Source organism: Pseudomonas sp. SYWMCR5 (genome assembly GCF_057197165.1).
Window position 1 is genome coordinate 113609 of record NZ_JBXUNH010000004.1, and the last position, 21956, is coordinate 135564.

At 63.2% G+C, this 21956-nt stretch carries 24 protein-coding genes; 15 read left to right on the top strand and 9 right to left on the bottom strand.

All coding sequences use genetic code 11. From position 1 onward, the window contains the following. Positions 1 to 6 precede the first annotated feature (6 nt). Both kdsC and AC2CGW_RS13145 read right to left on the bottom strand, forming a co-directional pair. Positions 7 to 531 carry a 3-deoxy-manno-octulosonate-8-phosphatase KdsC gene (kdsC, locus tag AC2CGW_RS13140; protein WP_186711068.1) on the bottom strand — a complete coding sequence of 175 codons (525 nt, stop codon included), beginning with the start codon at positions 529 to 531 and terminating at the stop codon, positions 7 to 9. After that, positions 532 to 1506 (bottom strand): KpsF/GutQ family sugar-phosphate isomerase, encoded by a 975-nt coding sequence (locus tag AC2CGW_RS13145; protein ID WP_186721685.1) that lies wholly within the window; start codon positions 1504 to 1506, stop codon positions 532 to 534. Positions 1507 to 1751: 245 nt separating this feature from the next. Between AC2CGW_RS13145 and AC2CGW_RS13150 the strand changes: the two genes are divergently transcribed. From AC2CGW_RS13150 to AC2CGW_RS13210, 13 genes are all read left to right on the top strand, one after another. Further along, positions 1752 to 2561 (top strand): ATP-binding cassette domain-containing protein, encoded by an 810-nt coding sequence (locus AC2CGW_RS13150; RefSeq protein ID WP_186667853.1) that lies wholly within the window; start codon positions 1752 to 1754, stop codon positions 2559 to 2561. Continuing rightward, positions 2561 to 3358 (top strand): lipid asymmetry maintenance ABC transporter permease subunit MlaE, encoded by a 798-nt coding sequence (gene mlaE, locus AC2CGW_RS13155; RefSeq protein WP_186667856.1) that lies wholly within the window; start codon positions 2561 to 2563, stop codon positions 3356 to 3358. Before AC2CGW_RS13150 ends, mlaE begins: the two co-directional genes overlap by 1 nt. Beyond that, positions 3358 to 3843 (top strand): outer membrane lipid asymmetry maintenance protein MlaD, encoded by a 486-nt coding sequence (mlaD, locus tag AC2CGW_RS13160; protein ID WP_186667858.1) that lies wholly within the window; start codon positions 3358 to 3360, stop codon positions 3841 to 3843. The genes mlaE and mlaD overlap by 1 nt, the downstream gene beginning before the upstream one ends. Before the next feature lie 9 nt (positions 3844 to 3852). Beyond that, positions 3853 to 4506: an MlaC/ttg2D family ABC transporter substrate-binding protein gene (locus tag AC2CGW_RS13165; protein ID WP_186667860.1), complete on the top strand. Its 654-nt coding sequence runs from the start codon at positions 3853 to 3855 to the stop codon at positions 4504 to 4506. Then, positions 4503 to 4805 (top strand): STAS domain-containing protein, encoded by a 303-nt coding sequence (locus AC2CGW_RS13170; protein ID WP_186667862.1) that lies wholly within the window; start codon positions 4503 to 4505, stop codon positions 4803 to 4805. Before AC2CGW_RS13165 ends, AC2CGW_RS13170 begins: the two co-directional genes overlap by 4 nt. A gap of 118 nt (positions 4806 to 4923) precedes the next feature. Then, the gene (locus tag AC2CGW_RS13175) at positions 4924 to 5163 is read left to right on the top strand and encodes a BolA family protein (RefSeq protein ID WP_028689666.1); all 240 of its coding nucleotides are present in this window, start codon (positions 4924 to 4926) and stop codon (positions 5161 to 5163) included. Positions 5164 to 5187: 24 nt separating this feature from the next. Beyond that, positions 5188 to 6453, top strand: a complete 1266-nt coding sequence (gene murA / locus AC2CGW_RS13180; protein ID WP_186721687.1) for a UDP-N-acetylglucosamine 1-carboxyvinyltransferase — start codon at positions 5188 to 5190, stop codon at positions 6451 to 6453. A 103-nt stretch (positions 6454 to 6556) separates the two neighbouring features. Continuing rightward, positions 6557 to 7192, top strand: a complete 636-nt coding sequence (hisG, locus tag AC2CGW_RS13185; protein WP_186667866.1) for an ATP phosphoribosyltransferase — start codon at positions 6557 to 6559, stop codon at positions 7190 to 7192. Positions 7193 to 7319: 127 nt separating this feature from the next. Then, positions 7320 to 8642, top strand: a complete 1323-nt coding sequence (gene hisD, locus AC2CGW_RS13190) for a histidinol dehydrogenase (RefSeq protein ID WP_186667868.1) — start codon at positions 7320 to 7322, stop codon at positions 8640 to 8642. 2 nt (positions 8643 to 8644) lie between these two features. Beyond that, complete coding sequence (gene hisC / locus AC2CGW_RS13195; protein WP_484574145.1) at positions 8645 to 9694, top strand: histidinol-phosphate transaminase; 1050 nt, start codon at positions 8645 to 8647, stop codon at positions 9692 to 9694. 120 nt (positions 9695 to 9814) lie between these two features. Further along, a complete protein-coding gene (locus AC2CGW_RS13200) occupies positions 9815 to 10462 on the top strand; it encodes a FadR/GntR family transcriptional regulator (RefSeq protein ID WP_484574146.1) in 648 nt (215 codons plus the stop codon). Between the two features lie 13 nt (positions 10463 to 10475). Then, positions 10476 to 11756, top strand: coding sequence for a CynX/NimT family MFS transporter (locus AC2CGW_RS13205; RefSeq protein WP_186667874.1), 1281 nt, complete (start codon positions 10476 to 10478; stop codon positions 11754 to 11756). Between the two features lie 102 nt (positions 11757 to 11858). Continuing rightward, positions 11859 to 12326: a nuclear transport factor 2 family protein gene (locus AC2CGW_RS13210; RefSeq protein ID WP_484574147.1), complete on the top strand. Its 468-nt coding sequence runs from the start codon at positions 11859 to 11861 to the stop codon at positions 12324 to 12326. Between the two features lie 8 nt (positions 12327 to 12334). Here the strand turns inward: AC2CGW_RS13210 and AC2CGW_RS13215 are convergent, their stop codons facing one another. Continuing rightward, positions 12335 to 13207 carry a hypothetical protein gene (locus tag AC2CGW_RS13215; protein WP_186667879.1) on the bottom strand — a complete coding sequence of 291 codons (873 nt, stop codon included), beginning with the start codon at positions 13205 to 13207 and terminating at the stop codon, positions 12335 to 12337. A 57-nt stretch (positions 13208 to 13264) separates the two neighbouring features. On the opposite strand from AC2CGW_RS13215, the gene AC2CGW_RS13220 reads away from it, so the two are divergent. After that, on the top strand, positions 13265 to 13555 hold the full coding sequence (locus AC2CGW_RS13220) for a GIY-YIG nuclease family protein (protein WP_288374342.1): 291 nt from the start codon (positions 13265 to 13267) through the stop codon (positions 13553 to 13555). Between the two features lie 10 nt (positions 13556 to 13565). Here AC2CGW_RS13220 and yejK read toward each other — a convergent pair whose 3' ends face one another. Beyond that, positions 13566 to 14573 carry a nucleoid-associated protein YejK gene (yejK, locus tag AC2CGW_RS13225; protein ID WP_484574148.1) on the bottom strand — a complete coding sequence of 336 codons (1008 nt, stop codon included), beginning with the start codon at positions 14571 to 14573 and terminating at the stop codon, positions 13566 to 13568. 389 nt (positions 14574 to 14962) lie between these two features. On the opposite strand from yejK, the gene AC2CGW_RS13230 reads away from it, so the two are divergent. Beyond that, positions 14963 to 15244: an HU family DNA-binding protein gene (locus AC2CGW_RS13230; protein WP_054894359.1), complete on the top strand. Its 282-nt coding sequence runs from the start codon at positions 14963 to 14965 to the stop codon at positions 15242 to 15244. Positions 15245 to 15294: 50 nt separating this feature from the next. On the opposite strand, the gene rlmF is transcribed toward AC2CGW_RS13230, so the two are convergent. The 5 genes from rlmF to AC2CGW_RS13255 form a co-directional block, all read right to left on the bottom strand. After that, positions 15295 to 16251, bottom strand: a complete 957-nt coding sequence (rlmF, locus tag AC2CGW_RS13235; RefSeq protein ID WP_186667882.1) for a 23S rRNA (adenine(1618)-N(6))-methyltransferase RlmF — start codon at positions 16249 to 16251, stop codon at positions 15295 to 15297. 170 nt (positions 16252 to 16421) lie between these two features. Next, complete coding sequence (locus AC2CGW_RS13240; RefSeq protein ID WP_484574149.1) at positions 16422 to 19268, bottom strand: valine--tRNA ligase; 2847 nt, start codon at positions 19266 to 19268, stop codon at positions 16422 to 16424. Positions 19269 to 19441: 173 nt separating this feature from the next. Then, positions 19442 to 19810 carry a DNA polymerase III subunit chi gene (locus AC2CGW_RS13245; protein WP_186667893.1) on the bottom strand — a complete coding sequence of 123 codons (369 nt, stop codon included), beginning with the start codon at positions 19808 to 19810 and terminating at the stop codon, positions 19442 to 19444. A gap of 5 nt (positions 19811 to 19815) precedes the next feature. Further along, positions 19816 to 20244, bottom strand: a complete 429-nt coding sequence (locus AC2CGW_RS13250; protein WP_186721699.1) for a DNA polymerase III subunit chi — start codon at positions 20242 to 20244, stop codon at positions 19816 to 19818. 137 nt (positions 20245 to 20381) lie between these two features. Further along, positions 20382 to 21875 carry a leucyl aminopeptidase gene (locus AC2CGW_RS13255; RefSeq protein ID WP_484574150.1) on the bottom strand — a complete coding sequence of 498 codons (1494 nt, stop codon included), beginning with the start codon at positions 21873 to 21875 and terminating at the stop codon, positions 20382 to 20384. Between the last annotated feature and the right edge of the window lie 81 nt (positions 21876 to 21956).

Sequence of the window (21956 nt, forward strand, 5' to 3'; positions counted from 1 at the left end):
CGTGGCCTACAGGTAATGGGCGTTGGCAGCGTCCAGGGTGCCCTGGGCCTGCATGATCAGTTCACAGAACTCGCGGGCTGCGCCTTCGCCGCCGCGTGCCTGGGTGACGCTGTGGGCGTGCTCGCGGACGAAGGGCGCCGCGTTGGCCACGGCCATCCCCAGGCCCACCCGGCGGATTACCGGGAGATCGGGGAGGTCGTCGCCCAGGTAGGCGACCTGCTCGTAGCTCAGGCCCAGTTCGGCGAGCAGGCCGTCGAGCACCACCAGCTTGTCCTCGCGCCCCTGGAACAGGTGTGGAATGCCCAGGTTCTTTGCCCGACGCTCGACCACGGGGGTCTTGCGCCCACTGATGATCGCGGTGGTCACGCCCGAGGCCATCAGCATCTTGATGCCGTGGCCATCGAGGGTGTTGAAGGTCTTGAATTCGCTGCCGTCCTCGAGGAAGTACAGGCGGCCGTCGGTCAGCACGCCGTCCACGTCGAAGACGGCCAGCTTGATGGCCTTGGCGCGTTGCATCAGGTCCTGGGTCATTTACATCACTCCGGCGCGCAGCAGGTCGTGCATGTTCAGGGCGCCGGTCGGGCGATCCTGGTTATCGACCACCACCAGTGCGCTGATCTTGTGGTCTTCCATGATCTTCAGGGCTTCGGCCGCGAGCATTTCGGCGCGGGCGGTCTTGCCGTGAACAGTCATGACTTCGTCGATGAGCGTCTTGTGCACGTCGATGTTGCGATCCAGGCTGCGGCGCAGGTCGCCGTCGGTGAAGACGCCGGCCAGGCGGCCGTCGTGCTCCATGACCACGGTCATGCCCAGGCCCTTGCGCGACATCTCCAGCAAGGCGTCCTTGAGCAGCGTGCCGCGCTGTACCTGGGGCAGTTCGTCACCCGCGTGCATGACGTTCTCGACTTTCAACAGCAGGCGACGGCCCAGGGCGCCACCCGGATGGGAGAACGCGAAATCCTCGGCGGTGAAGCCGCGTGCCTCGAGCAGGGCGATGGCCAGGGCATCACCCAGGACCAATGCAGCGGTGGTGGACGAGGTGGGCGCCAGGTTCAGCGGGCAGGCTTCCTGGGCGACGCTGGCGTCGAGGTTGACTTCGGCGGCCTGTGCCAGCGGTGAGTCCGGCTTGCCGGTCAGGCTGATCATCTGGATGCCCAGGCGCTTGATCAGCGGCAGCAGCGTGACGATCTCGGCGGTGCTGCCGGAGTTGGACAGGGCGAGGATGACGTCGTCGCGGGTGATCATGCCCATGTCGCCGTGGCTGGCCTCTGCCGGGTGCACGAAGAACGACGGGGTGCCAGTACTGGCGAGGGTGGCGGCGATCTTGTTGCCGATATGGCCGGACTTGCCCATGCCCACCACGACGACCCGACCCTTGCTGGCCAGGATCAGCTCGCAGGCCTTGACGAAATTGTCGTCGATACGGGCCCGCAGGCCTTCTACGGCCTCGAGTTCCAGGCGCAGGGTGCGCTGGGCGGATTGGATCAGCTCGCTGGATTGGCTCATGTCGAAAAAGCAATGCCTGATGAAAAGGCGCCGATTATAGCGGCAATGTGTGAAACGCTCACCTTCGAGTTGTCGTAGGAAGTTGCAAAATAGCTGTACGGTGCCTGAACGACTCGGGGAAATGGCCTTGGGGACAACTTTGCGCGGTGCTATAGTTCGCCGCTATTCGGCCCGCCAGGGATGCGTGTGCCTTCACGATGAAGGCAGGCGTCCATGTAGACGAGGCTGCATTGCAAGGAGTCTAGATGAGTTCGGATAGCGCCTACGCGGTCGAGTTGAAGGGGGTCACCTTCAAACGCGGTTCGCGTAGCATTTTCAGCAATGTCGACATCCGTATCCCCCGCGGCAAGGTCACTGGCATCATGGGACCTTCCGGGTGCGGCAAGACAACCCTGCTGCGCCTGATGGGCGCGCAGCTGCGTCCCTCCAGCGGCGAAGTCTGGGTAGGCGGGCAGAACCTGCCGGCCCTGTCGCGCAGCGACCTGTTCGATGCGCGCAAGCAGATGGGGGTGCTGTTCCAGAGCGGTGCGCTGTTCACCGACCTGGATGTCTTCGAGAACGTGGCCTTCCCGCTGCGGGTGCACACCCAGTTGTCCGACGAGATGATTCGCGACATCGTCCTGATGAAGCTGCAGGCCGTGGGCCTGCGCGGTGCCATCGACCTGATGCCGGACGAGCTGTCAGGCGGCATGAAGCGCCGTGTGGCGCTGGCCCGGGCGATCGCGCTGGACCCGCAGATCCTCATGTACGACGAGCCTTTCGTCGGTCAGGACCCGATCGCGATGGGTGTTCTGGTGCGCCTGATCCGTCTGCTCAACGATGCTCTGGGCATCACCAGCATCGTTGTCTCCCACGACCTCGCCGAAACCGCGAGTATCGCCGACTACCTCTATGTGGTGGGTGATGGGCAGGTATTGGGGCAGGGCACGCCTGACGAACTGATGGGGTCGGACAATCCGCGCATCCGCCAGTTCATGAAGGGCGACCCGGATGGTCCGGTGCCATTTCATTTTCCTGCGCCAGACTACCGCGCCGATCTGCTGGGAGCGCGTTGATGCGCAGAAAATCCTTACTCGAACGCATTCGCCTGTTCGGGCGTGCCGCCATCGACGTGCTGGCCGTGCTCGGGCGCTCGTGCCTGTTCCTTTTTCATGCTCTGGCCGGGCGTGGCGGCATCGGTGGCGGCTTCCAGCTGCTGACCAAGCAGCTCTATTCGGTGGGCGTGCTGTCGCTGGCGATCATCGTGGTGTCCGGCGTGTTCATCGGCATGGTGCTGGCCCTGCAAGGCTATAGCATCCTCACCAAGTACGGTTCCGAGCAGGCTGTCGGGCAGATGGTCGCGCTGACGCTGCTTCGCGAGCTGGGCCCTGTCGTCACGGCGCTGCTGTTCGCCGGGCGTGCGGGTTCGGCACTGACCGCCGAGATCGGCAACATGAAGTCCACCGAGCAGCTCTCCAGCCTGGAGATGATCGGTGTCGACCCGCTCAAGTACATCGTTGCCCCACGCCTGTGGGCCGGCTTCATCTCGCTGCCGCTGCTGGCGCTGATCTTCAGCGTGGTCGGCATCTGGGGTGGATCGTGGGTGGCCGTGGACTGGCTGGGGGTCTACGAAGGCTCTTTCTGGGCCAACATGCAGAACAGTGTTTCTTTCAGCGATGACGTGATCAACGGGCTGATCAAGAGCCTGGTGTTTGCCTTCGTCGTCACCTGGATCGCCGTATTCCAGGGGTATGACTGCGAACCCACTTCAGAGGGGATCAGCCGTGCCACCACCAAGACCGTGGTCTATGCCTCGTTGGCAGTCCTGGGTCTGGACTTTATTCTGACCGCCTTGATGTTTGGAGATTTCTGATGCAAAACCGCACCCTGGAAATCGGTGTCGGCCTGTTCCTCCTGGCCGGGATCCTGGCGCTGCTGCTGCTGGCCCTGCGTGTCAGTGGATTGTCGGCCAGCCCGAGCAGCGATACCTATAAAGTTTATGCGTACTTCGACAATATCGCCGGTTTGACTGTCAGAGCTAAAGTGACCATGGCCGGTGTGACCATCGGCAAGGTCACGGCCATCGATCTGGATCGCGACTCCTACACCGGTCGGGTCACCTTGCAGTTGGACAAGTCGGTCGACAACCTGCCGACCGATTCCACTGCCTCGATCCTGACCGCCGGGTTGCTCGGCGAGAAGTACATCGGCATCAGCGTGGGCGGTGAAGAGCAGGTGCTCAAGGATGGCAGCACCATCCACGACACCCAGTCGGCGCTGGTGCTGGAAGATCTGATTGGCAAGTTCCTGCTCAACTCCGTTGGCAAGGAACCGAAAGAAGCCCAACCAGCTAATTGAGGAGTTTCCATGATTTCGATCCTGCGACGTGGCCTGCTGGTCCTGCTGGCGGCCTTCCCCCTGATGGCCCTGGCGGCGCCGGGCCAGTCCCCGCGCGACGTGGTTCAGGGCACCACCACTGAGCTGCTGTCCGACCTCAAGGCGAACAAGGAACAGTACAAGTCCAACCCCGCAGCCTTCTATGATGCGCTCAACCGCATCCTTGGCCCGGTAGTAGACGCTGACGGCATTTCCAGAAGCATCATGACCGTCAAGTACTCGCGCAAGGCCACGCCAGAGCAGATGCAGCGCTTCCAGGAGAATTTCCGCCGCAGCCTGTTCCAGTTCTACGGCAATGCATTGCTGGAATACGACAACCAGGGCATTACCGTCGATCCCGCCAAGCCGGATGATGGCCAGCGTGCCTCGGTGGGCATGAAGGTGTCCGGCAATAATGGTGCCGTGTATCCGGTCCAGTACACCCTGGAAAACATCGGGGGCGAATGGAAGGTGCGCAATGTCATCGTCAACGGCATCAACATCGGCAAGCTGTTCCGCGATCAGTTCGCCGACGCGATGAACCGTAACGGCAACAACCTCGACAAGACCATCGACGGCTGGGCTGGCGAAGTGGCAAAGGCCAAGGAAGCTGCCGACAGCTCTCCCGAGAAGACTGTCAAATGAGTGAAGCCGACATGACTATGGCCGAGCCGGGTGTCCTGCGCCTGGCCGGTGTGCTGGACTACCGCAGCGGGCCGGCACTGCGCAAGCAGGGCAAGGCGCTGATCGCCGCCAGCCGCGAGCAGCGGCTGGTGCTCGACTGCTCGGCCGTGAGCAAGTCCAGCAGCGTGGGGCTGTCGTTGCTGCTGGCGTTCATGCGTGATGCCCAGGCCGCTGGCAAGGCCTGGGAAGTGCGCGGCATGCCTGCAGACATGCGTGAAATCGCCGAGGTCTACGACCTCGATGAAGTACTGGCGGGCTGATGACCCGTCAACAAGGGAAGGCCCCTCGGTCAGCGCGTCCTCGTATGGGCTTCGCAGGCGAGGGGCTTTTTTGTATCATGGCCGACCCGCGCGCACTGGGCGCCGATTGAGGTTGAGCATGCAGGCCGTAGAAGTTAAGAGCTTCCTTGAAGAAAAACTGCCGGGAACCCGGGTTGAAGTTGAAGGCGAAGGCTGCAACTTCCAGTTGAACGTGATCAGCGACGAGCTGGCTGGCCAGAGCCCGGTCAAGCGTCAGCAGGCGATCTATGCTCACCTGAATCCGTGGATCGCCAACGGCAGCATCCATGCGGTAACCATGAAATTTTTCAGCAGCGCAGCCTGGGCTGAGCGCACCTGAGCCAACGTTGGCGGCGAGATTGAAATGGACAAACTGATTATTACTGGCGGCGCGCGCCTCGACGGCGAGATCCGCATTTCCGGCGCGAAGAACGCTGCCCTGCCGATTTTGTCGGCTACGCTTCTGGCCGATGGCCCGGTCACCGTCGGCAACCTGCCGCACCTGCACGATATCACCACCATGATCGAGCTGTTCGGGCGCATGGGCATCGAGCCTGTGATCGACGAGAAGCTGGCGGTGGAGATCGACCCGCGCACCATCAAGACGCTGGTCGCGCCCTACGAGCTGGTCAAGACCATGCGCGCCTCGATCCTGGTGCTCGGCCCGATGGTCGCCCGCTTCGGTGAGGCCGAAGTCGCCCTGCCAGGTGGCTGCGCCATCGGTTCGCGCCCTGTCGACCTGCACATCCGTGGCCTTGAAGCCATGGGCGCGAAGATCGAAGTTGAAGGCGGCTACATCAAGGCCAAGGCCCCTGAAGGTGGCCTGCGTGGCGCGCACTTCTTCTTCGATACGGTCAGCGTGACCGGTACCGAGAACATCATGATGGCCGCTGCGCTCGCCAAGGGCCGCAGCGTGCTGCAGAACGCCGCGCGCGAACCTGAAGTGGTCGATCTGGCCAACTTCCTGATCGCCATGGGTGCGAAGATCCAGGGCGCCGGCACCGACACCATCACCATCGATGGCGTCGAGCGCCTGCACTCGGCCAGCTACCGTGTGATGCCCGACCGTATCGAGACCGGTACCTACCTCGTGGCTGCTGCTGTTACCGGCGGCCGTGTCAAGGTCAAGGACACCGATCCGACCATCCTCGAAGCTGTCCTCGAGAAACTCAAGGAAGCGGGTGCCGACATCACCACCGGTGAAGACTGGATCGAGCTGGACATGCACGGCAAGCGGCCCAAAGCCGTGAACCTGCGTACCGCGCCGTATCCGGCATTCCCGACCGACATGCAGGCACAGTTCATCTCCCTCAATGCCATTGCCGAAGGCACTGGCGCTGTGATCGAGACCATCTTCGAAAACCGCTTCATGCACGTGTACGAGATGCACCGCATGGGCGCGCAGATCCAGGTCGAGGGCAACACCGCCATCGTCACTGGGGTCAACATGCTCAAGGGCGCGCCCGTGATGGCGACTGACCTGCGCGCTTCGGCGAGCCTGGTGCTGTCTGCGCTGGTGGCCGAAGGCGATACCCTGATCGATCGCATCTACCACATCGACCGTGGTTACGAGTGCATCGAGGAAAAACTGCAGATGCTGGGCGCGAAGATCCGTCGCGTACCGGGCTAGTCGCGCTATCTGCCTGTGATCGGCACACGGACGTGCCAGCCGAATCGAACACGGCCAGGTCGATGACCTGGTCGGCTGTAGCCGCTTAAGGACCGACGTTGCAATGTTGACCATCGCGCTTTCAAAAGGCCGTATTCTCGACGATACCCTGCCGCTGCTGGCCGAGGCCGGTATCGTGCCGACCGAGAATCCGGACAAGAGCCGCAAGCTGATCATCCCCACCACGCAGGACGATGTGCGCCTGCTCATCGTGCGTGCCACCGACGTGCCGACCTATGTCGAGCATGGTGCCGCCGACCTGGGTGTGGCCGGCAAGGACGTGTTGATGGAATACGGCGGCCAGGGCCTGTACGAGCCGCTCGACCTGCAGATCGCCAAGTGCAAGTTGATGACCGCTGGTGTCGTCGGCGCACCCGAGCCCAAGGGGCGTCTGCGTGTGGCCACCAAGTTCGTCAACGTAGCCAAGCGCTATTACGCTGAACAAGGCCGCCAGGTCGACATCATCAAGCTCTATGGCTCAATGGAACTGGCCCCGCTGATCAACCTCGCCGACAAGATCATCGACGTGGTGGATACCGGCAACACCCTGCGCGCCAATGGCCTGGAGCCACAGGAGCTGATCGCCACGATCAGTTCGCGCCTGGTGGTGAACAAGGCCTCCATGAAGATGCAGCACGCCCGTATCCAGAGTCTCATCGACACCCTGCGCAAGGCTGTCGAATCGCGACACCGCGGCTGACTTCTGCGCGCGACCTTCGCTGTCGCGCCCGTCTATCCGCGTCATAGCCACTTTTCTCGGGTGCCCGCGCGGATGGACTGGTAGCCTAGGGCGCCTGAGCATTCGCCAATAAAACGAGGCCCTCGTCATGACCGTGTCCACTGCAATTGCCCGTCTCAACGCCGCTGATCCGGATTTCGCGCGACATCTGGATCATCTGCTGAGCTGGGAAAGCGTGTCCGATGACGCGGTCAACCAGCGGGTTCTCGACATCATCAAGGCCGTTCGCGAGCGTGGCGATGCGGCGCTGGTGGAGTTCACCCAGCGTTTCGATGGCGTTGATGCCAAGTCCATCGATGACCTGATCCTTGGTCGCGAGCGCCTGGAACTGGCCCTGACCCGCATTTCCGCAGCCCAGCGCGAGGCGCTGGAAACCGCCGCCAACCGCGTGCGCAGCTACCACGAGCGGCAGAAACAGGACTCCTGGCAGTACACCGAAGCCGATGGCACCGTGCTCGGCCAGAAAGTCACCCCGCTCGATCGCGCAGGGCTGTATGTGCCTGGCGGCAAGGCGTCGTACCCGTCGTCGGTACTGATGAATGCCATCCCCGCCAAGGTCGCCGGTGTCGGCGAGGTGGTCATGGTGGTGCCGACCCCGCGTGGAGAAATCAACGAACTGGTGCTGGCTGCAGCCTGCATCGCCGGTGTCGACCGCGTGTTCACCGTCGGTGGCGCCCAGGCAGTCGCGGCGTTGGCCTATGGCACCGAGAGCGTGCCGCAGGTCGACAAGATCGTCGGTCCCGGCAATATCTACGTAGCCACCGCCAAGCGTCACGTGTTCGGCCAGGTTGGCATCGACATGATCGCCGGGCCGTCGGAAATTCTCGTGGTATGTGATGGCCAGACCGACCCGGACTGGATCGCCATGGACCTGTTCTCCCAGGCTGAGCACGATGAAGACGCCCAGGCAATCCTGGTCAGCCCCGATGCGGCTTTCCTCGACCGCGTGGCGGCCAGCATCGGCAAGCTGCTGCCAACCATGGAGCGCGCCGAGATCATCGAGAAGTCGATCAACGGCCGAGGCGCCCTGATCCAGGTGCGTGACATGCAGCAGGCCATCGAGGTCGCCAACCGCATCGCCCCCGAGCACCTCGAACTGTCGGTCGCCGACCCGCAGGCCTGGTTGCCGCAGATCCGTCATGCCGGCGCGATCTTCATGGGCCGCCACACCAGCGAGGCCCTGGGTGACTACTGCGCAGGTCCCAACCACGTGTTGCCGACCTCCGGCACCGCGCGGTTCTCCTCGCCTCTGGGGGTGTATGACTTCCAGAAGCGTTCGTCGATCATCTTCTGCTCCGAGCAGGGCGCGTCCGAGCTCGGTCACACTGCATCCGTACTGGCCCGCGGCGAGTCGCTGACCGCCCACGCCCGTAGCGCCGAATACCGCATCCTCAACGAGAAGGGGAACTGAACATGAGTCGATTCTGGAGCCCCTTCGTCAAGGACCTGGTGCCTTACGTGCCGGGCGAGCAACCCAAGCTGGCACGCCTGGTCAAGCTCAATACCAACGAAAACCCCTATGGGCCTTCGCCCAAGGCGCTGGAGGCCATGCGTGGCGAGTTGAACGACAACTTGCGCCTGTATCCGGACCCGAACAGCGACCGGCTCAAGCAGGCGGTGGCTGACTACTACAAGGTCACCCCGCAGCAGGTCTTCGTCGGCAACGGTTCGGACGAGGTGCTGGCGCACATCTTCCACGGCTTGTTCCGGCACGGCGCGCCGCTGCTGTTCCCGGATATCAGCTACAGCTTCTATCCGGTGTATTGCGGCTTGTATGGTATCGACTTCGAGCAGGTAGCGCTGGACGAGCAGTTCCAGATCCGCATCGAGGACTATGAAAAACCAAACGCCGGGATCATCTTCCCCAACCCCAACGCACCGACCGGCTGCCTGTTGCCGCTCGAGGCGATCGAGCAGTTGCTAAAGGCCAATCGCGACTCGGTGGTGGTAGTGGACGAAGCCTACATCGACTTTGGCGGCGAAACCGCCATCGCCCTGGTGGACCGCTACGACAACCTGCTGGTGACCCAGACCCTGTCCAAGTCGCGCTCGCTGGCTGGCCTGCGGGTGGGGCTGGCAGTGGGGCACCCGGACCTGATCGAGGCGCTGGAGCGGATCAAGAACAGCTTCAACTCCTATCCGCTGGATCGCATGGCGATCGTCGGCGCGGCGGTGGCGTTCGAAGATCGCGCTTATTTCGACGAGACCTGCCGCAAGGTCATCGACAGCCGCGAGGCACTGGTCGAGCAGTTGACGGCGCGGGGCTTCGAGGTGTTGCCATCGGCGGCCAACTTCATCTTCGCCCGTCACCCGCAACAGGACGCGGCTGAACTGGCGGCGCGTCTGCGTGAGCAAGGTGTGATCGTGCGGCACTTCAAGCAGGCGCGGATTGCGCAGTTCCTGCGGATCACCGTAGGGACGCCGGAGATGAACCAGGCGTTGATCGATGCGTTGAACGGATAGTTTGCGGCGTCTCTATCGCGGGGCAGGTCGGATCGCTGCATTGCCACTCCGACTTGCCCCGCGATGCTTTTCAGCGCTACTGTCACAAGTTGTAAATTCATCCGATGACTGGACGTTAATATGTCCCTGTTGATCAAGCGCTCCCTGGTGGAGCAAGCCGTGGACCAATTGCGCGAGCGCATCGCCCAGGGCGCATGGGCTGTGGGGCAGCGTCTGCCTACCGAGCCGGAGCTGGCCCTGGAGCTGGGCATCAGCCGCAATACCGTGCGTGAGGCCATGCGCGTGCTGGCCTTCAGTGGTCTGGTCGAAGTGCGCCAGGGCGATGGCAGTTACCTGCGCGCCGCCCAAGACCCCTTGCAGGCGGTGCAGGCCATCTCGCGCTGCACGGTCGAGCAGGCTCGCGAGACCCGCTGCATCCTCGAAGCCGAGGCTATCGGCCTCGCCGCCTTGCGGCGTACCGACGATGATCTGCGCGGCTTGCGCGAGGCCCTGGAGCACAGTTGCGGGCACTTCCACGGCGACCTGGACACCTATGTGGCCTGTGACCTGGTGTTCCACCAGCGCCTGGTGGACGCTGCGCACAACCCCGCACTGAGCGAGTTGTACCGCTACTTTTCCAGCGTCGTCGCTGCAGCGGTCCAGCACAACATGCGTGCGCTTCCCCGCAGTCAACGGGTGTTCGATCTGCACGTGCAGATCCTCGACGCCATCGAACAACGCGACCCGGACACGGCCAAGCGCCTGAGCCGGGCCCTCATCGAATCCTGAGCCCGAGTGCCCCATGCCTGAACAACTGACGCCCAACCGCTCCAAGCACGACCCCGAACTCGATGAACTGCTGATCGATGCTGAGGCCGACGACGAACAGGTCCAGCAGCAACCGGTGGTGCTGCGTCGACCTTGGTTGCTGCTGCTGGGGCTGGTGCTGGTCGCGCTGAACCTGCGCCCGGCGCTGTCGAGCATGGCGCCAGTGCTGGGCCAGGTGTCCGAGGGCCTGGGGCTCAATGCGTCCGCTGCAGGTCTGCTGACGACCTTGCCGGTCCTGTGCCTGGGCCTGTTCGCACCGCTGGCGCCGATCCTGGCGCGTCGTTTCGGCAGCGAGCGGGTGATTCTGGGCATCCTCCTGACCCTGGCGCTGGGGATCCTGCTGCGCAGTGCGCTCGGTGCGACCGGTGTGTTCGTCGGCAGCCTGATCGCCGGTGCCAGCATCGGCATCATCGGCGTGCTGCTGCCGGGTATCGTCAAGCGTGACTTCCCGGCTCACGCCGGCACCCTGACGGGCGTCTACACCATGGCCCTGTGCTTCGGTGCAGCGATGGCCGCAGGCAGCACCGTGCCCTTGAGCCGGTACTTCGGCGACAGTTGGGCCATGGGGCTGGGCTTCTGGCTGCTACCGGCGCTGCTGGCGATGCTGGTGTGGTCGCCCCAGGCGCGCCATGGACATGGTGCGCACCAGGTGGCCTATCGGGTACGCGGGCTGTGGCGTGATCGGCTGGCCTGGCAGGTGACCCTGTACATGGGGTTGCAGTCCTCGCTGGCCTACATCGTGTTCGGCTGGCTGCCGTCGATCCTCATCGGTCGTGGGCTGAGCCCCACGGAAGCTGGGCTGGTGCTCTCGGGGTCGGTGCTGGTGCAGTTGATCAGTTCGCTCAGTGCGCCTTGGCTGGCGACCCGCGGCAAGGACCAGCGCCTGGCGATCGTGGTGGTGATGCTGGTCACCCTCGGTGGTCTGTTCGGATGCCTGTATGCGCCGATCTCGGGGCTGTGGGGTTGGGCGATACTGCTGGGGCTGGGGCAAGGCGGTACCTTCGCTCTGGCCCTGACCCTGATCGTGTTGCGCTCGAAGGATTCGCACGTGGCGGCGAACCTTTCGAGCATGGCCCAGGGGGTCGGCTACACGCTGGCTTCGATGGGCCCGTTCGCTGTCGGCCTGGTACATGACCTCACCGGCGGCTGGGCAGCGGTCGGCTGGATTTTCGCGGTACTGGGGTTGGGGGCGATCGTCTTTGGCCTGGGCGCTGGGCGGGCACTGCATGTGCAGGTCGTTAGCGAACGGGTGTGAAGCCGGTACGACGCTGGATGCATTCATGGCGCAAATGACCATGGCGCGAAGGCGTGGCGCGGATTATCGTGCAGCTCTCGATTCCCAGGACGGACCTGCCCCATGAGCGACGCCAAAAGCGCCCTGATCACCCGTTTCTACCAGGCGTTCCAGCGCCTGGACGCCGAGGCCATGGTGGCCTGCTACAGCGATGACATCGTCTTCAGCGATCCGGCCTTCGGTACTTTGCGCGGCCAGGATGTGGGCGATATGTGGCGGATGCTGACCACTCGCGCCAAAGACTTCTCCCTGACCTTCGACAGCGTGCACGCGGACGCACGGGGTGGCAGTGCCCATTGGGTCGCCACTTACCTGTTCAGCCAGACCGGACGCACCGTAGTCAATGATATCCAGGCTCGTTTCGTGTTTCGCGACGGCTTGATCTGCCAGCATGACGACAGCTTCGACCTGTGGCGTTGGTCGCGCCAAGCCCTTGGTATGCCGGGCCTGTTGCTGGGATGGAGTCCCCTGGTCAGAAACAAGGTCCGCCAGCAGGCCAACAAGGGCCTGCGGGCATTTCAGGCGCGCTGAGCGTCTTTTCAGGACGTGGGAACCGCCTGCTCTTTGCTGTGATAGCTGAATGTGGCCTTGTCGTGGGCCTGCAGGGGCATGCGGATGCGAATGATCGGGATGTAGGTGCCGTAGGTCCTGTGCCAGTCCTTCTGGTCGGCCTGTGCCTGCTCGAGCGCCCCCCACATGCCTTCGATATGGAAGAACGACTGGATCGGCAGTCTGTGGGACTGGTCTTCCTCCCAAGCCTGAACGATGACTTCGTTCCAAGGGAATGGCAGTTCGGAGGCGAACATTCGCTGTGCCATCAGACTCTGGTAAAAGGCTTCGGCGCGCTCGCTCTTGCGGGTGTCACGGACATCGAATGCGCATTGGCGTCTGTAGTCCCCGGTGCGGCGGAACTGGTCGATCCAGGCCTGCGCGGTCATGATGCCTTGCTCGTGGCACAGGCGTTCGTTGAAGGTAGTTTCGCTGTTGTTGCCACACCCTTGTTGTTCACGGGTCCAGGTATCGCCATCGGTTGGCCAGGCGCACAGCACTTGATAGCTGATCGACCCTGCCGGGCGCTGCATGCGCGGGTACAGGGTAAAGCCGCTGCGGGCGTCGGCAGCCAGACGCGTGATTGGCAGATCGGCGCGCAGATAGGAGAACGAGACGCCGCCTTTTTCCTTGTTGTTCGGGCTATGATGCCAGGTGTGGTATTTGGGGGAGGGTTTGGTCGCGCGAATCAGTACGCCCGAACAGCCGTGGGCCGGAATGGCCGAGCCCCCGCAGTCAATCAGTGCGGCATCATAGTTTTCCTGCATCTGTGCAGCGGTTCGCTGCCCCAGGGACGCCTGTGCCAAATGTGAGGTCAGCAGCGCAGCTGCGGCCAGGAGCAGCCGGGAAGATTCTTTCAACATGGTAGAGCCCTCGAGATGGATGGGCTCTCCAAACTAATGACACTCAGGATCCCTGTGGTGAGTGAAGAGATTCCCGAACGGGAGGCCAAACCCTGGTACGTCTACCTCGTGCGGGCGGCCAATGGCTCGTTGTACTGCGGCATCAGTGACGATCCGCAGCGACGCTTCCAGAAGCATCGGAAAGGGCAGGGCGCACGTTATTTCAAGACCAGTCCGGCGCAGGCGCTGGTCTATGTCGAGCAGTGGCCGGACAAGGGCGAGGCCTTGCGCCAGGAACGGCTGGTGAAAAAACTGCGCAAGTCGGCAAAGGAGGCGCTGGTCGCCTCCTTTACTGTTGGCGAGGTGTAGCGGGGCGTGATCAGTCCTTGCGGCGTTTGAGCTGGTCGACCAGTTGGGTCGGCAAGCCTTTGATCACCAGGGTTCCGGCTTCTTCGTCATATTCGATCTTCGAGCCCAGCAGGTGGGCCTCGAAGCTGATCGACAGGCCCTCGGCGCGGCCGGTGAAACGGCGGAACTGGTTGAGGGTGCGTTTGTCCGCGGGGATTTCCGGCGACAGGCCGTAGTCCTTGTTGCGAATATGGTCGAAGAACGCTTTGGGGCGGTCCTCGTCGATCAGGCTCGACAGTTCCTCCAGGGTGATCGGCTCGCCCTGCTTGGTCTGGCTGGTGGCGTAGTCCACCAGGGTCTGGGTCTTCTCGCGCGCAGCTTCTTCGGGGAGGTCTTCGCTTTCGACGAAGTCGCTGAAGGCCTTGAGTAACGTGCGGGTTTCGCCCGGGCCGTCGACACCCTCCTGGCAGCCGATGAAGTCGCGGAAGTAATCCGACACCTTCTTGCCATTCTTGCCCTTGATAAAGGAAATGTACTGCTTCGAGTGCTGATTGTTCTTCCACTCGGACAGGTTGATTCGCGCGGCCAGATGCAGTTGGCCCAGGTCCAGGTGCCGCGACGGGGTGACGTCCAGTTCGGCGTTCACTGCCATGCCTTCGCTGTGGTGCAGCAGGGCGATGACCAGGTATTCGGTCATGCCTTGCTGGTAATGGGCGAACAGCACGTGACCGCCGGTGGACAGGTTCGACTCTTCCATCAGCTTCTGCAGGTGCTCGACCGCGATGCGGCTGAAAGTGGTGAAGTCCTTTTCCTCTTCCTGATACTGCTTGAGCCAGCCGCTGAGCGGATAGGCGCCGGACTCTCCGTGGAAGAAGCCCCAGGCTTTGCCTTGTTTGGCGTTATAGCTGTCGTTGAGGTCGGCCAGGAGGTTCTCGATGGCGTCCGACGCCGCCAGCTCGGTGTCTCGCGCATGGAGCACGGCGGGGCTGCCATCGGGCTTCTTGTCGATCAGGTGAACGATGCAATGACGGATTGGCATGGAATTCTCTGAAAGGGTGGGCGGAGCGAAACCGCGCTGCAAAGTGGCTCAGTTTACCGCAGGGCAGGGGTGATGCAGTGGCCAGATGTTGGCGGAAATGTCAGTTGTTCGTTTTTTGTTCAAAAATCTGCGTTTTTCGGGCAACCCCCCGAAAAACCTGAATAAAATCACGGTCGACAGCGGATATTTCCTGATTCCTGTGTTAGCTTTGCGCCGTCTTGCGCCCCTTGGGGTGGCGCATTGCTGGCAGCTCGCTTGCGTCGTGTCGAACCAAACGCTGATTTTCGTATCTACATACGCGATTGGCGAGGCTCGCCGGACCTTCCGCGCAGCCCGATAACGATGAAGCACGCTGCATACCTCTGATTTGATAGGGAAGGAACACCACCATGGCATTGACCAAAGACCAACTGATTGCCGACATCGCCGAAGCCATCGACGCGCCGAAAACCACCGCGCGCAACGCTCTGGAGCAACTGGGCCAGATCGTCGCCGACCAACTGGAAAACGGCGCTGAAATCACCCTGCCAGGCATCGGCAAGCTGAAAGTCTCCGAGCGTCCTGCCCGTACTGGCCGCAACCCTTCGACTGGCGCTGCCATCGAAATCGCTGCCAAGAAAGTCGTCAAGTTCGTACCGGCCAAGGTCCTGAACGACGCCATCAACAAGTAATTGTCGATGCTTCATTGAAACCGCGCCCGGCTTGTCCGGGCGCGGTTTTTTCATGCCTGTGCCTTGCCCCGCGCGGCATGCCAGGCGCCGCGCATGGCGTCGTCCTGGAAGCTCCAGGCCACCATGCGGCTCTGTTTCTGGCCCTGGCCCATCTCGACGATGCGCTGGGCTTTCACGCCTGCTTTCTTGAGCACCGCTTCGATACCCGGCAGGTTGCCGGCCTTGGACACCAGGCTGGTGAACCACAGCACCTGCCCGCCGTACTGCACGCTTTCGTTCACCAGTTGGGTGACGAAGCGGATCTCACCGCCTTCGCACCACAGCTCGTTGTTCTGCCCACCGAAGTTCAGCACCGGTAGCTTGCGGCTGGGGTCCTGCTTGCCCAGGTTCTTCCATTTGCGCTGGCTGCCACGGGTGGCCTCCTCGCGCGAACTGTGGAAGGGTGGGTTGCACAGGGTCAGGTCGAAGCGCTCGTCGTCCTGCAGCAGGCCGCTGAGGATGTGCTTGCGGTTGGCCTGCTGGCGCAGGGTGATGGCCTTGGTCAGGCCATTGGCCTGGACGATCGCCTTGGCCGAAGCCAGCGCCGTGGCGTCGATATCCGAGCCGAGGAAGCGCCAGCGGTAGTCGCTATGGCCGAGCAGCGGGTAGATGCAGTTGGCGCCGACGCCGACGTCCAGCGCGCGCACCTGGGCGCCGCGTGGCACTTGCCCGCCGTTGTCTTCGGCCAGCAAGTCGGCCAGCACATGGATGTAGTCGGCCCGCCCAGGGATCGGCGGGCACAGGTAGTCAGCGGGGATGTCCCAGTGCTGGATGCCGTACTGGGCCTTGAGCAAGGCACGGTTGAACACCCGCACGGCCTCGGGGTTGGCGAAATCGATGCTGGGTTTGCCGTGGGGGTTGGTCAGGGTGAAGCGGCCAAGGTCCGGGTGCGCCTTGATCAGCGCGGGGAAGTCGTAGCGGCCCTGGTGGCGGTTGCGCGGGTGCAGGGTGGGTTTATTCTGGGTCATGCTCGTGTCCGGTGTTGCGTGCACTGGCCAGAGGCCGCAGGGCGGCCCATTCGCGGCCAAGGCCGCTCCCACAGGATAGTGGGGCTCCTTGAAGACAGCCCATTCCTGCGGGAGCGGCCTTGGCCGCGAACGAGGGCGGAGCCCTCGCCGGTCAGTTCAGCAATGTCAGGTTACAGCGCTGCAATCCGCGCATGCTGCTCGGTGAAGTTGGCCAGGGCCTGTTCGGACTCGGCCAACTTCGCGCGTTCCTTCTCGATCACCGCAGGTGGTGCCTTGTCGACGAAGGCGGCGTTGGACAGCTTGCCGCCGACACGCTGGACCTCGCCCTGCAAACGCTGGATTTCCTTGTTCAGGCGTGCAAGCTCGGCATCCTTGTCGATCAGGCCGGCCATCGGCACCAGCACCTGCAGATCGCCCACCAGTGCGGTGGCCGACAGCGGTGCTTCGTCCTGTTCGCCGAGTACGGTGAAGGTCTCGACCTTGGCCAGTTTCTTGAGCAGCGCTTCGTTTTCCTGCAGGCGACGCTGGTCGTCGGCATTGGCGTTCTTCAGGAACAGCGGCAGCGGCTTGCCCGGGCCGATGTTCATCTCGGCGCGGATGTTGCGCAGGCCGACCATCAGCTCCTTGAGCCATTCGATGTCGCCTTCGGCGTCAGAATCGATGCGGCTCTCATTGGCCACCGGCCAAGGCTGCAGCATGATGGTCTTGCCCTGGACGCCCGCCAGCGGCGCGATGCGCTGCCAGATCTCTTCGGTGATGAACGGCATGAACGGATGCGCCAGGCGCAGTATCACTTCCAGCACGCGGACCAGGGTGCGGCGGGTGCCGCGGGCGCGTTCGACCGGAGCGTTCTCGTCCCAGAGTACCGGCTTGGACAGCTCCAGGTACCAGTCGCAGTACTGGTTCCAGACGAACTCGTACAGTGCCTGGCTGGCCAGGTCGAAGCGGAACTGCTCGAGCTGGCGGGTCACTTCGGCTTCGGTGCGTTGCAGTTGCGAGATGATCCAGCGATCGGCCAGCGACAGCTCGTAGGCCTCGCCGTTCTGGCCGCAGTCCTCGCCCTTGTCCAGCACGTAGCGGGCGGCATTCCAGATCTTGTTGCAGAAGTTGCGGTAGCCTTCGACGCGGCCCATGTCGAACTTGATGTCACGGCCGGTAGAGGCCAGCGAGCAGAAGGTGAAGCGCAGGGCGTCGGTGCCGTAGCTGGCGATACCTTCGGGGAACTCCGCCTTGGTCTGCTTGGCGATCTTCTCGGCAAGCTTGGGCTGCATCATGCCGCTGGTGCGTTTTTCCAGCAGCGCTTCAAGCGTGATGCCGTCGACGATGTCCAGCGGGTCGAGCACGTTGCCCTTGGACTTGGACATCTTCTGGCCTTGGCCATCGCGCACCAGACCATGCACGTAGACGGTCTTGAACGGAACCTGCGGGGTGCCATCCTCGTTCTTGATCAGGTGCATGGTCAGCATGATCATCCGGGCGACCCAGAAGAAGATGATGTCGAAGCCTGTGACCAGTACGTCGGTGGAGTGGAATTTCTTCAGGAACTCGGTCTGCTCCGGCCAGCCGAGGGTGGAGAAGGTCCACAGGCCCGAACTGAACCAGGTGTCGAGCACGTCGTCGTCCTGGCGCAGGACCACATCGTTGCCCAGGCCATGCTTGGTCCGGACTTCTTCCTCGTTGCGGCCGACATAGACCTGGCCGGCCTCGTCGTACCACGCCGGGATGCGGTGGCCCCACCACAGCTGGCGGCTGATGCACCAGTCCTGGATGTCGCGCATCCAGGAGAAGTACATGTTCTCGTACTGTTTCGGCACGAACTGGATGCGACCGTCTTCCACCGCGGCGATGGCAGGCTCGGCCAGCGGCTTGGTGGAGACGTACCATTGGTCGGTCAGCCACGGCTCGATGACGGTACCCGAGCGGTCGCCCTTCGGCACTTTCAGGGCGTGGTCATCGACGCTGACCAGCAGGCCCTGGGCGTCCAGGTCGGCAACCATTTGCTTGCGCGCCACGAAGCGGTCGAGGCCGGCGTACTGGGCTGGCAGCGAGGTGTCGAGGTTTTCGTTGACGCTGCCGTCGAGGTTGAAGGCCTGGACCGCGGCGAGCACGGTGGCGTTCTTGTCGAAGATGTTCAGCAGCGGCAGGTTGTGGCGCTTGCCGACTTCATAGTCGTTGAAGTCGTGGGCCGGGGTGATCTTCACGCAGCCGGTGCCGAATTCTGGATCGCAGTAGTCGTCGGCGATGATCGGGATGCGGCGTCCGACCAGCGGCAGTTCGACGAACTTGCCGATCAGCGCCTGATAGCGCTCGTCGGTCGGGTTGACGGCAACGGCGACGTCACCGAGCAGGGTTTCCGGACGGGTGGTGGCGACGACCAGGTGGTCCTTGCCTTCGGCCGTGGTGGCGCCATCGGCCAGCGGGTAGCGCAGGTTCCACAGGTGGCCTTTCTCGTCGTGGTTTTCCACTTCGAGGTCGGAAATCGCGGTGTGCAGCTTGGTGTCCCAGTTGACCAGGCGCTTGCCGCGGTAGATCAGGCCGTCCTCGTGCAGGCGCACGAAGGCTTCCTTGACTGCCTCGGACAGGCCGTCATCCATGGTGAAGCGTTCGCGGCTCCAGTCGACCGACGAACCCAGGCGACGGATCTGGCGGCTGATGTTGCCACCGGATTGATCCTTCCACTCCCAGACCTTCTCCAGGAACTTTTCGCGGCCCAGGTCGTGACGGTTCTGGCCTTTCGCCTCGAGCTGGCGTTCTACCAGCATCTGCGTGGCGATGCCGGCGTGGTCGGTGCCTGGCTGCCACAGGGTGTCGCGCCCCTGCATGCGGCGGAAGCGGATCAGGGCGTCCATGATCGCGTTATTGAACCCATGACCCATGTGCAGGCTGCCGGTCACGTTCGGCGGTGGGATCATGATGGTGTAGGACTCGCCTGCACCTTGCGGGGCGAAATAGTTCTCGGACTCCCAGGTGTTGTACCAGGAAGTTTCGATGGCGTGCGGCTGGTAGGTCTTATCCATGCGCGGGGGGACCCTTAGGCATTAATTCGGGAAAGCCGAGAAGTATACAACGGGCAAGGCGAAGGGGACATGGTGTCGTTATGTTGCCGACGATGGCGTCCTTTTCGCGGGCAAGCCTGCTCCACACGTGGGAGCGGGCTTGCCCGCGAAAAGGACGCCGCAAAAGGCGAGTGTTACTCGGAACGCTTGATCAACCGTTCCATCCGCGCTTCAAGGCGACGCTTGACCTCGGTCTCGATGTGCGGAACGAAGTCGTTGATCACGTCCTGCATGATTGATTGCGCCGCAGCGCGCAGTTCGGTGTCCAGGTGCAGCAGGGTGTCCTGGCGGCGAGTCTGGGCATCCTCTATCGGTGCGCTGGCCGCGGACGGTTCGACGGCGCTTGGCGCTTTGCCGACCGGCTCATCGAGCAGCAGGGGAATCTGTTCGACCGTTTCGGTCAGCAGCGGCGGCTGCAGGTCGGCGTCGCCAAGCAGTTGGCGGATCGACTCGAGATCATCGAGCAGGTGGGCGGATTGGGTCAGTGAAGAGGGTTTGTCCATCGTCGTCAAAGTCGCTGTAAGCGGTGGTCTTGCAGAGCATAGCCCTGTTCGCGGTAGAAACGGAACCGCTCGCGGGCCAACTGGCGTATGGACGCCTCCTCGACAACGATCTCGGCGACCCGCTCGAACTGGCCGACGAACCCCGGCACATCGCCGCCCAGGTTGATCAGCAGGTCGCGGTGCTCGCCAGCCGTGCCACCAAGGCCCAGCGCGACACTGGCATCGGCATGTTGCTCGGCCAGATCGTGCGGCACGAAGGCCTCGCCCTTGAAGCACCACAGGCGTTCGTCCAGTGCGTTTCGCTGTTCGTCGTCCTGGCAGTGCAGGTAGACCCGGTGGCCGAGGCGCCAGGCCTTTTCGCACAGCTTGCAGGCGAAATCCAGGCGTGCGGCGAGGGAGTCGGTGGGGAGGATGTAGAAGTCGACTTTGCCCATGGTCAGGTACGTTGAGCTGGAAGGTGGGTGTCCGTGACGGCCCTATCGCGGGGCGAGCCCGCTCCCACAGGTTCGCTGCAGTGCTGAAGCTGTGGGAGCGCGCTTGCCCGCGATAGGGTCGCCATGGTCTTACGTCATCAGATGCCCGCGCGGTCCAGCAGGTACTGGGTCAGCAGCGGAACCGGGCGGCCGGTGGCGCCCTTGTCCTTGCCACCGCTGACCCATGCGGTACCGGCGATGTCCAGGTGGGCCCAGCTGTAGTTCTTGGTGAAGCGCGACAGGAAGCAGCCCGCGGTGATGGTGCCGGCCTTGGGGCCGCCGATGTTGGCGATGTCGGCGAACGGGCTGTCCAGTTGTTCCTGGTACTCGTCGAACAGCGGCAGTTGCCAGGCGCGGTCGTCGGCGCGCTTGCCGGCGTCGAGCAACTGGCCGACCAGGTCGTCGTTGTTGCCCATCAGGCCCGAGGTGTGGCTGCCAAGGGCAACGATGCAAGCGCCGGTGAGGGTGGCGATGTCGATCACCGCCTGCGGTTTGAAGCGCTCGGCGTAGGTCAGCGTGTCGCACAGCACCAGACGGCCTTCGGCGTCGGTGTTGAGGATCTCGACGGTCTGGCCGCTCATGGTGGTGACGATGTCGCCCGGGCGAGTCGCGCCGCCGCTGGGCATGTTTTCGGCGCACGCCAGCAGGCACACCAGGTTGATCGGCAACTGCAGTTCGAGCACCGCGCGCAGGGTGCCGAACACGCTGGCGGCACCGCCCATGTCGTACTTCATCTCATCCATGCCGGCGCCGGGCTTGAGGCTGATGCCGCCGGTGTCGAAGGTGATGCCCTTGCCGACCAGCACGAACGGCTTGTCGGTCTTCTTGGCACCTTGGTACTGCATGACAATCAGCCGTGGCGGCTGGTCGCTGCCCTGGCCAACGGCATAGAACGCGCCCATGCCCAGGTCCTTGATCTTCTTCTCGTCGAGTACTTCGACCTTCAGGCCCTTGTGCGCCTTGCCCAGTTCCTTGGCCTGCTCGGCGAGGAAGCTCGGGTGGCAGATGTTCGGCGGCAGATTGCCCAGGTCGCGGGTCAGGCTCATGCCGGTGGTGATCGCGGTGGCATGCTTGACCGAGCGCTCGACTTCAGCCTGGCCGGCCTTGTCGGCGAGCAGGGTGACTTTCTTCAGGGCGCGCGGTTCGGCCTTCTGGCTCTTGAAACGGTCGAACACATAGGCGCCGTCGAGCAGGGTTTCGGCCAGCAGGCGATATTTGCCGTAATGACCGTCGCGGTTGGCCACGGCGATGTCGTCCAGGGCCAGCACGGCGTCACCGCCTGCCAGGTTGCGCAGCACGCCGGCAACGCTGGCGATCAGCTTGCGCCAGGCACGATCGCCCAGCGCTTCATCCTTGCCGCTGCCAACCAGCAGTACGCGCTCGGCCTTGAGGCCCGGCAGGCTCTGCAGCAGCAGGGTCTGGCCCGGCTTGCCGGCCAGGTCGCCGCGCTTGAGGATGGCGCTGATGGCGCCATCGGTCGCCTGATCAACGGCCTTGGCCACGGTGCCAAGCTTGCGGCCTTCACCGACTGGCACGACCAGGGTGGCGGTTTTCACGGATGCTGCGGCTACGGTCTTTACAACCAGTTCCATGTCAGGTTCCCCGAATGATCTCTGTTGTTGGCCACTGCCGCACACGGGGTACGACAGGCCTGGCCGCGTGCTTGCGTGCCA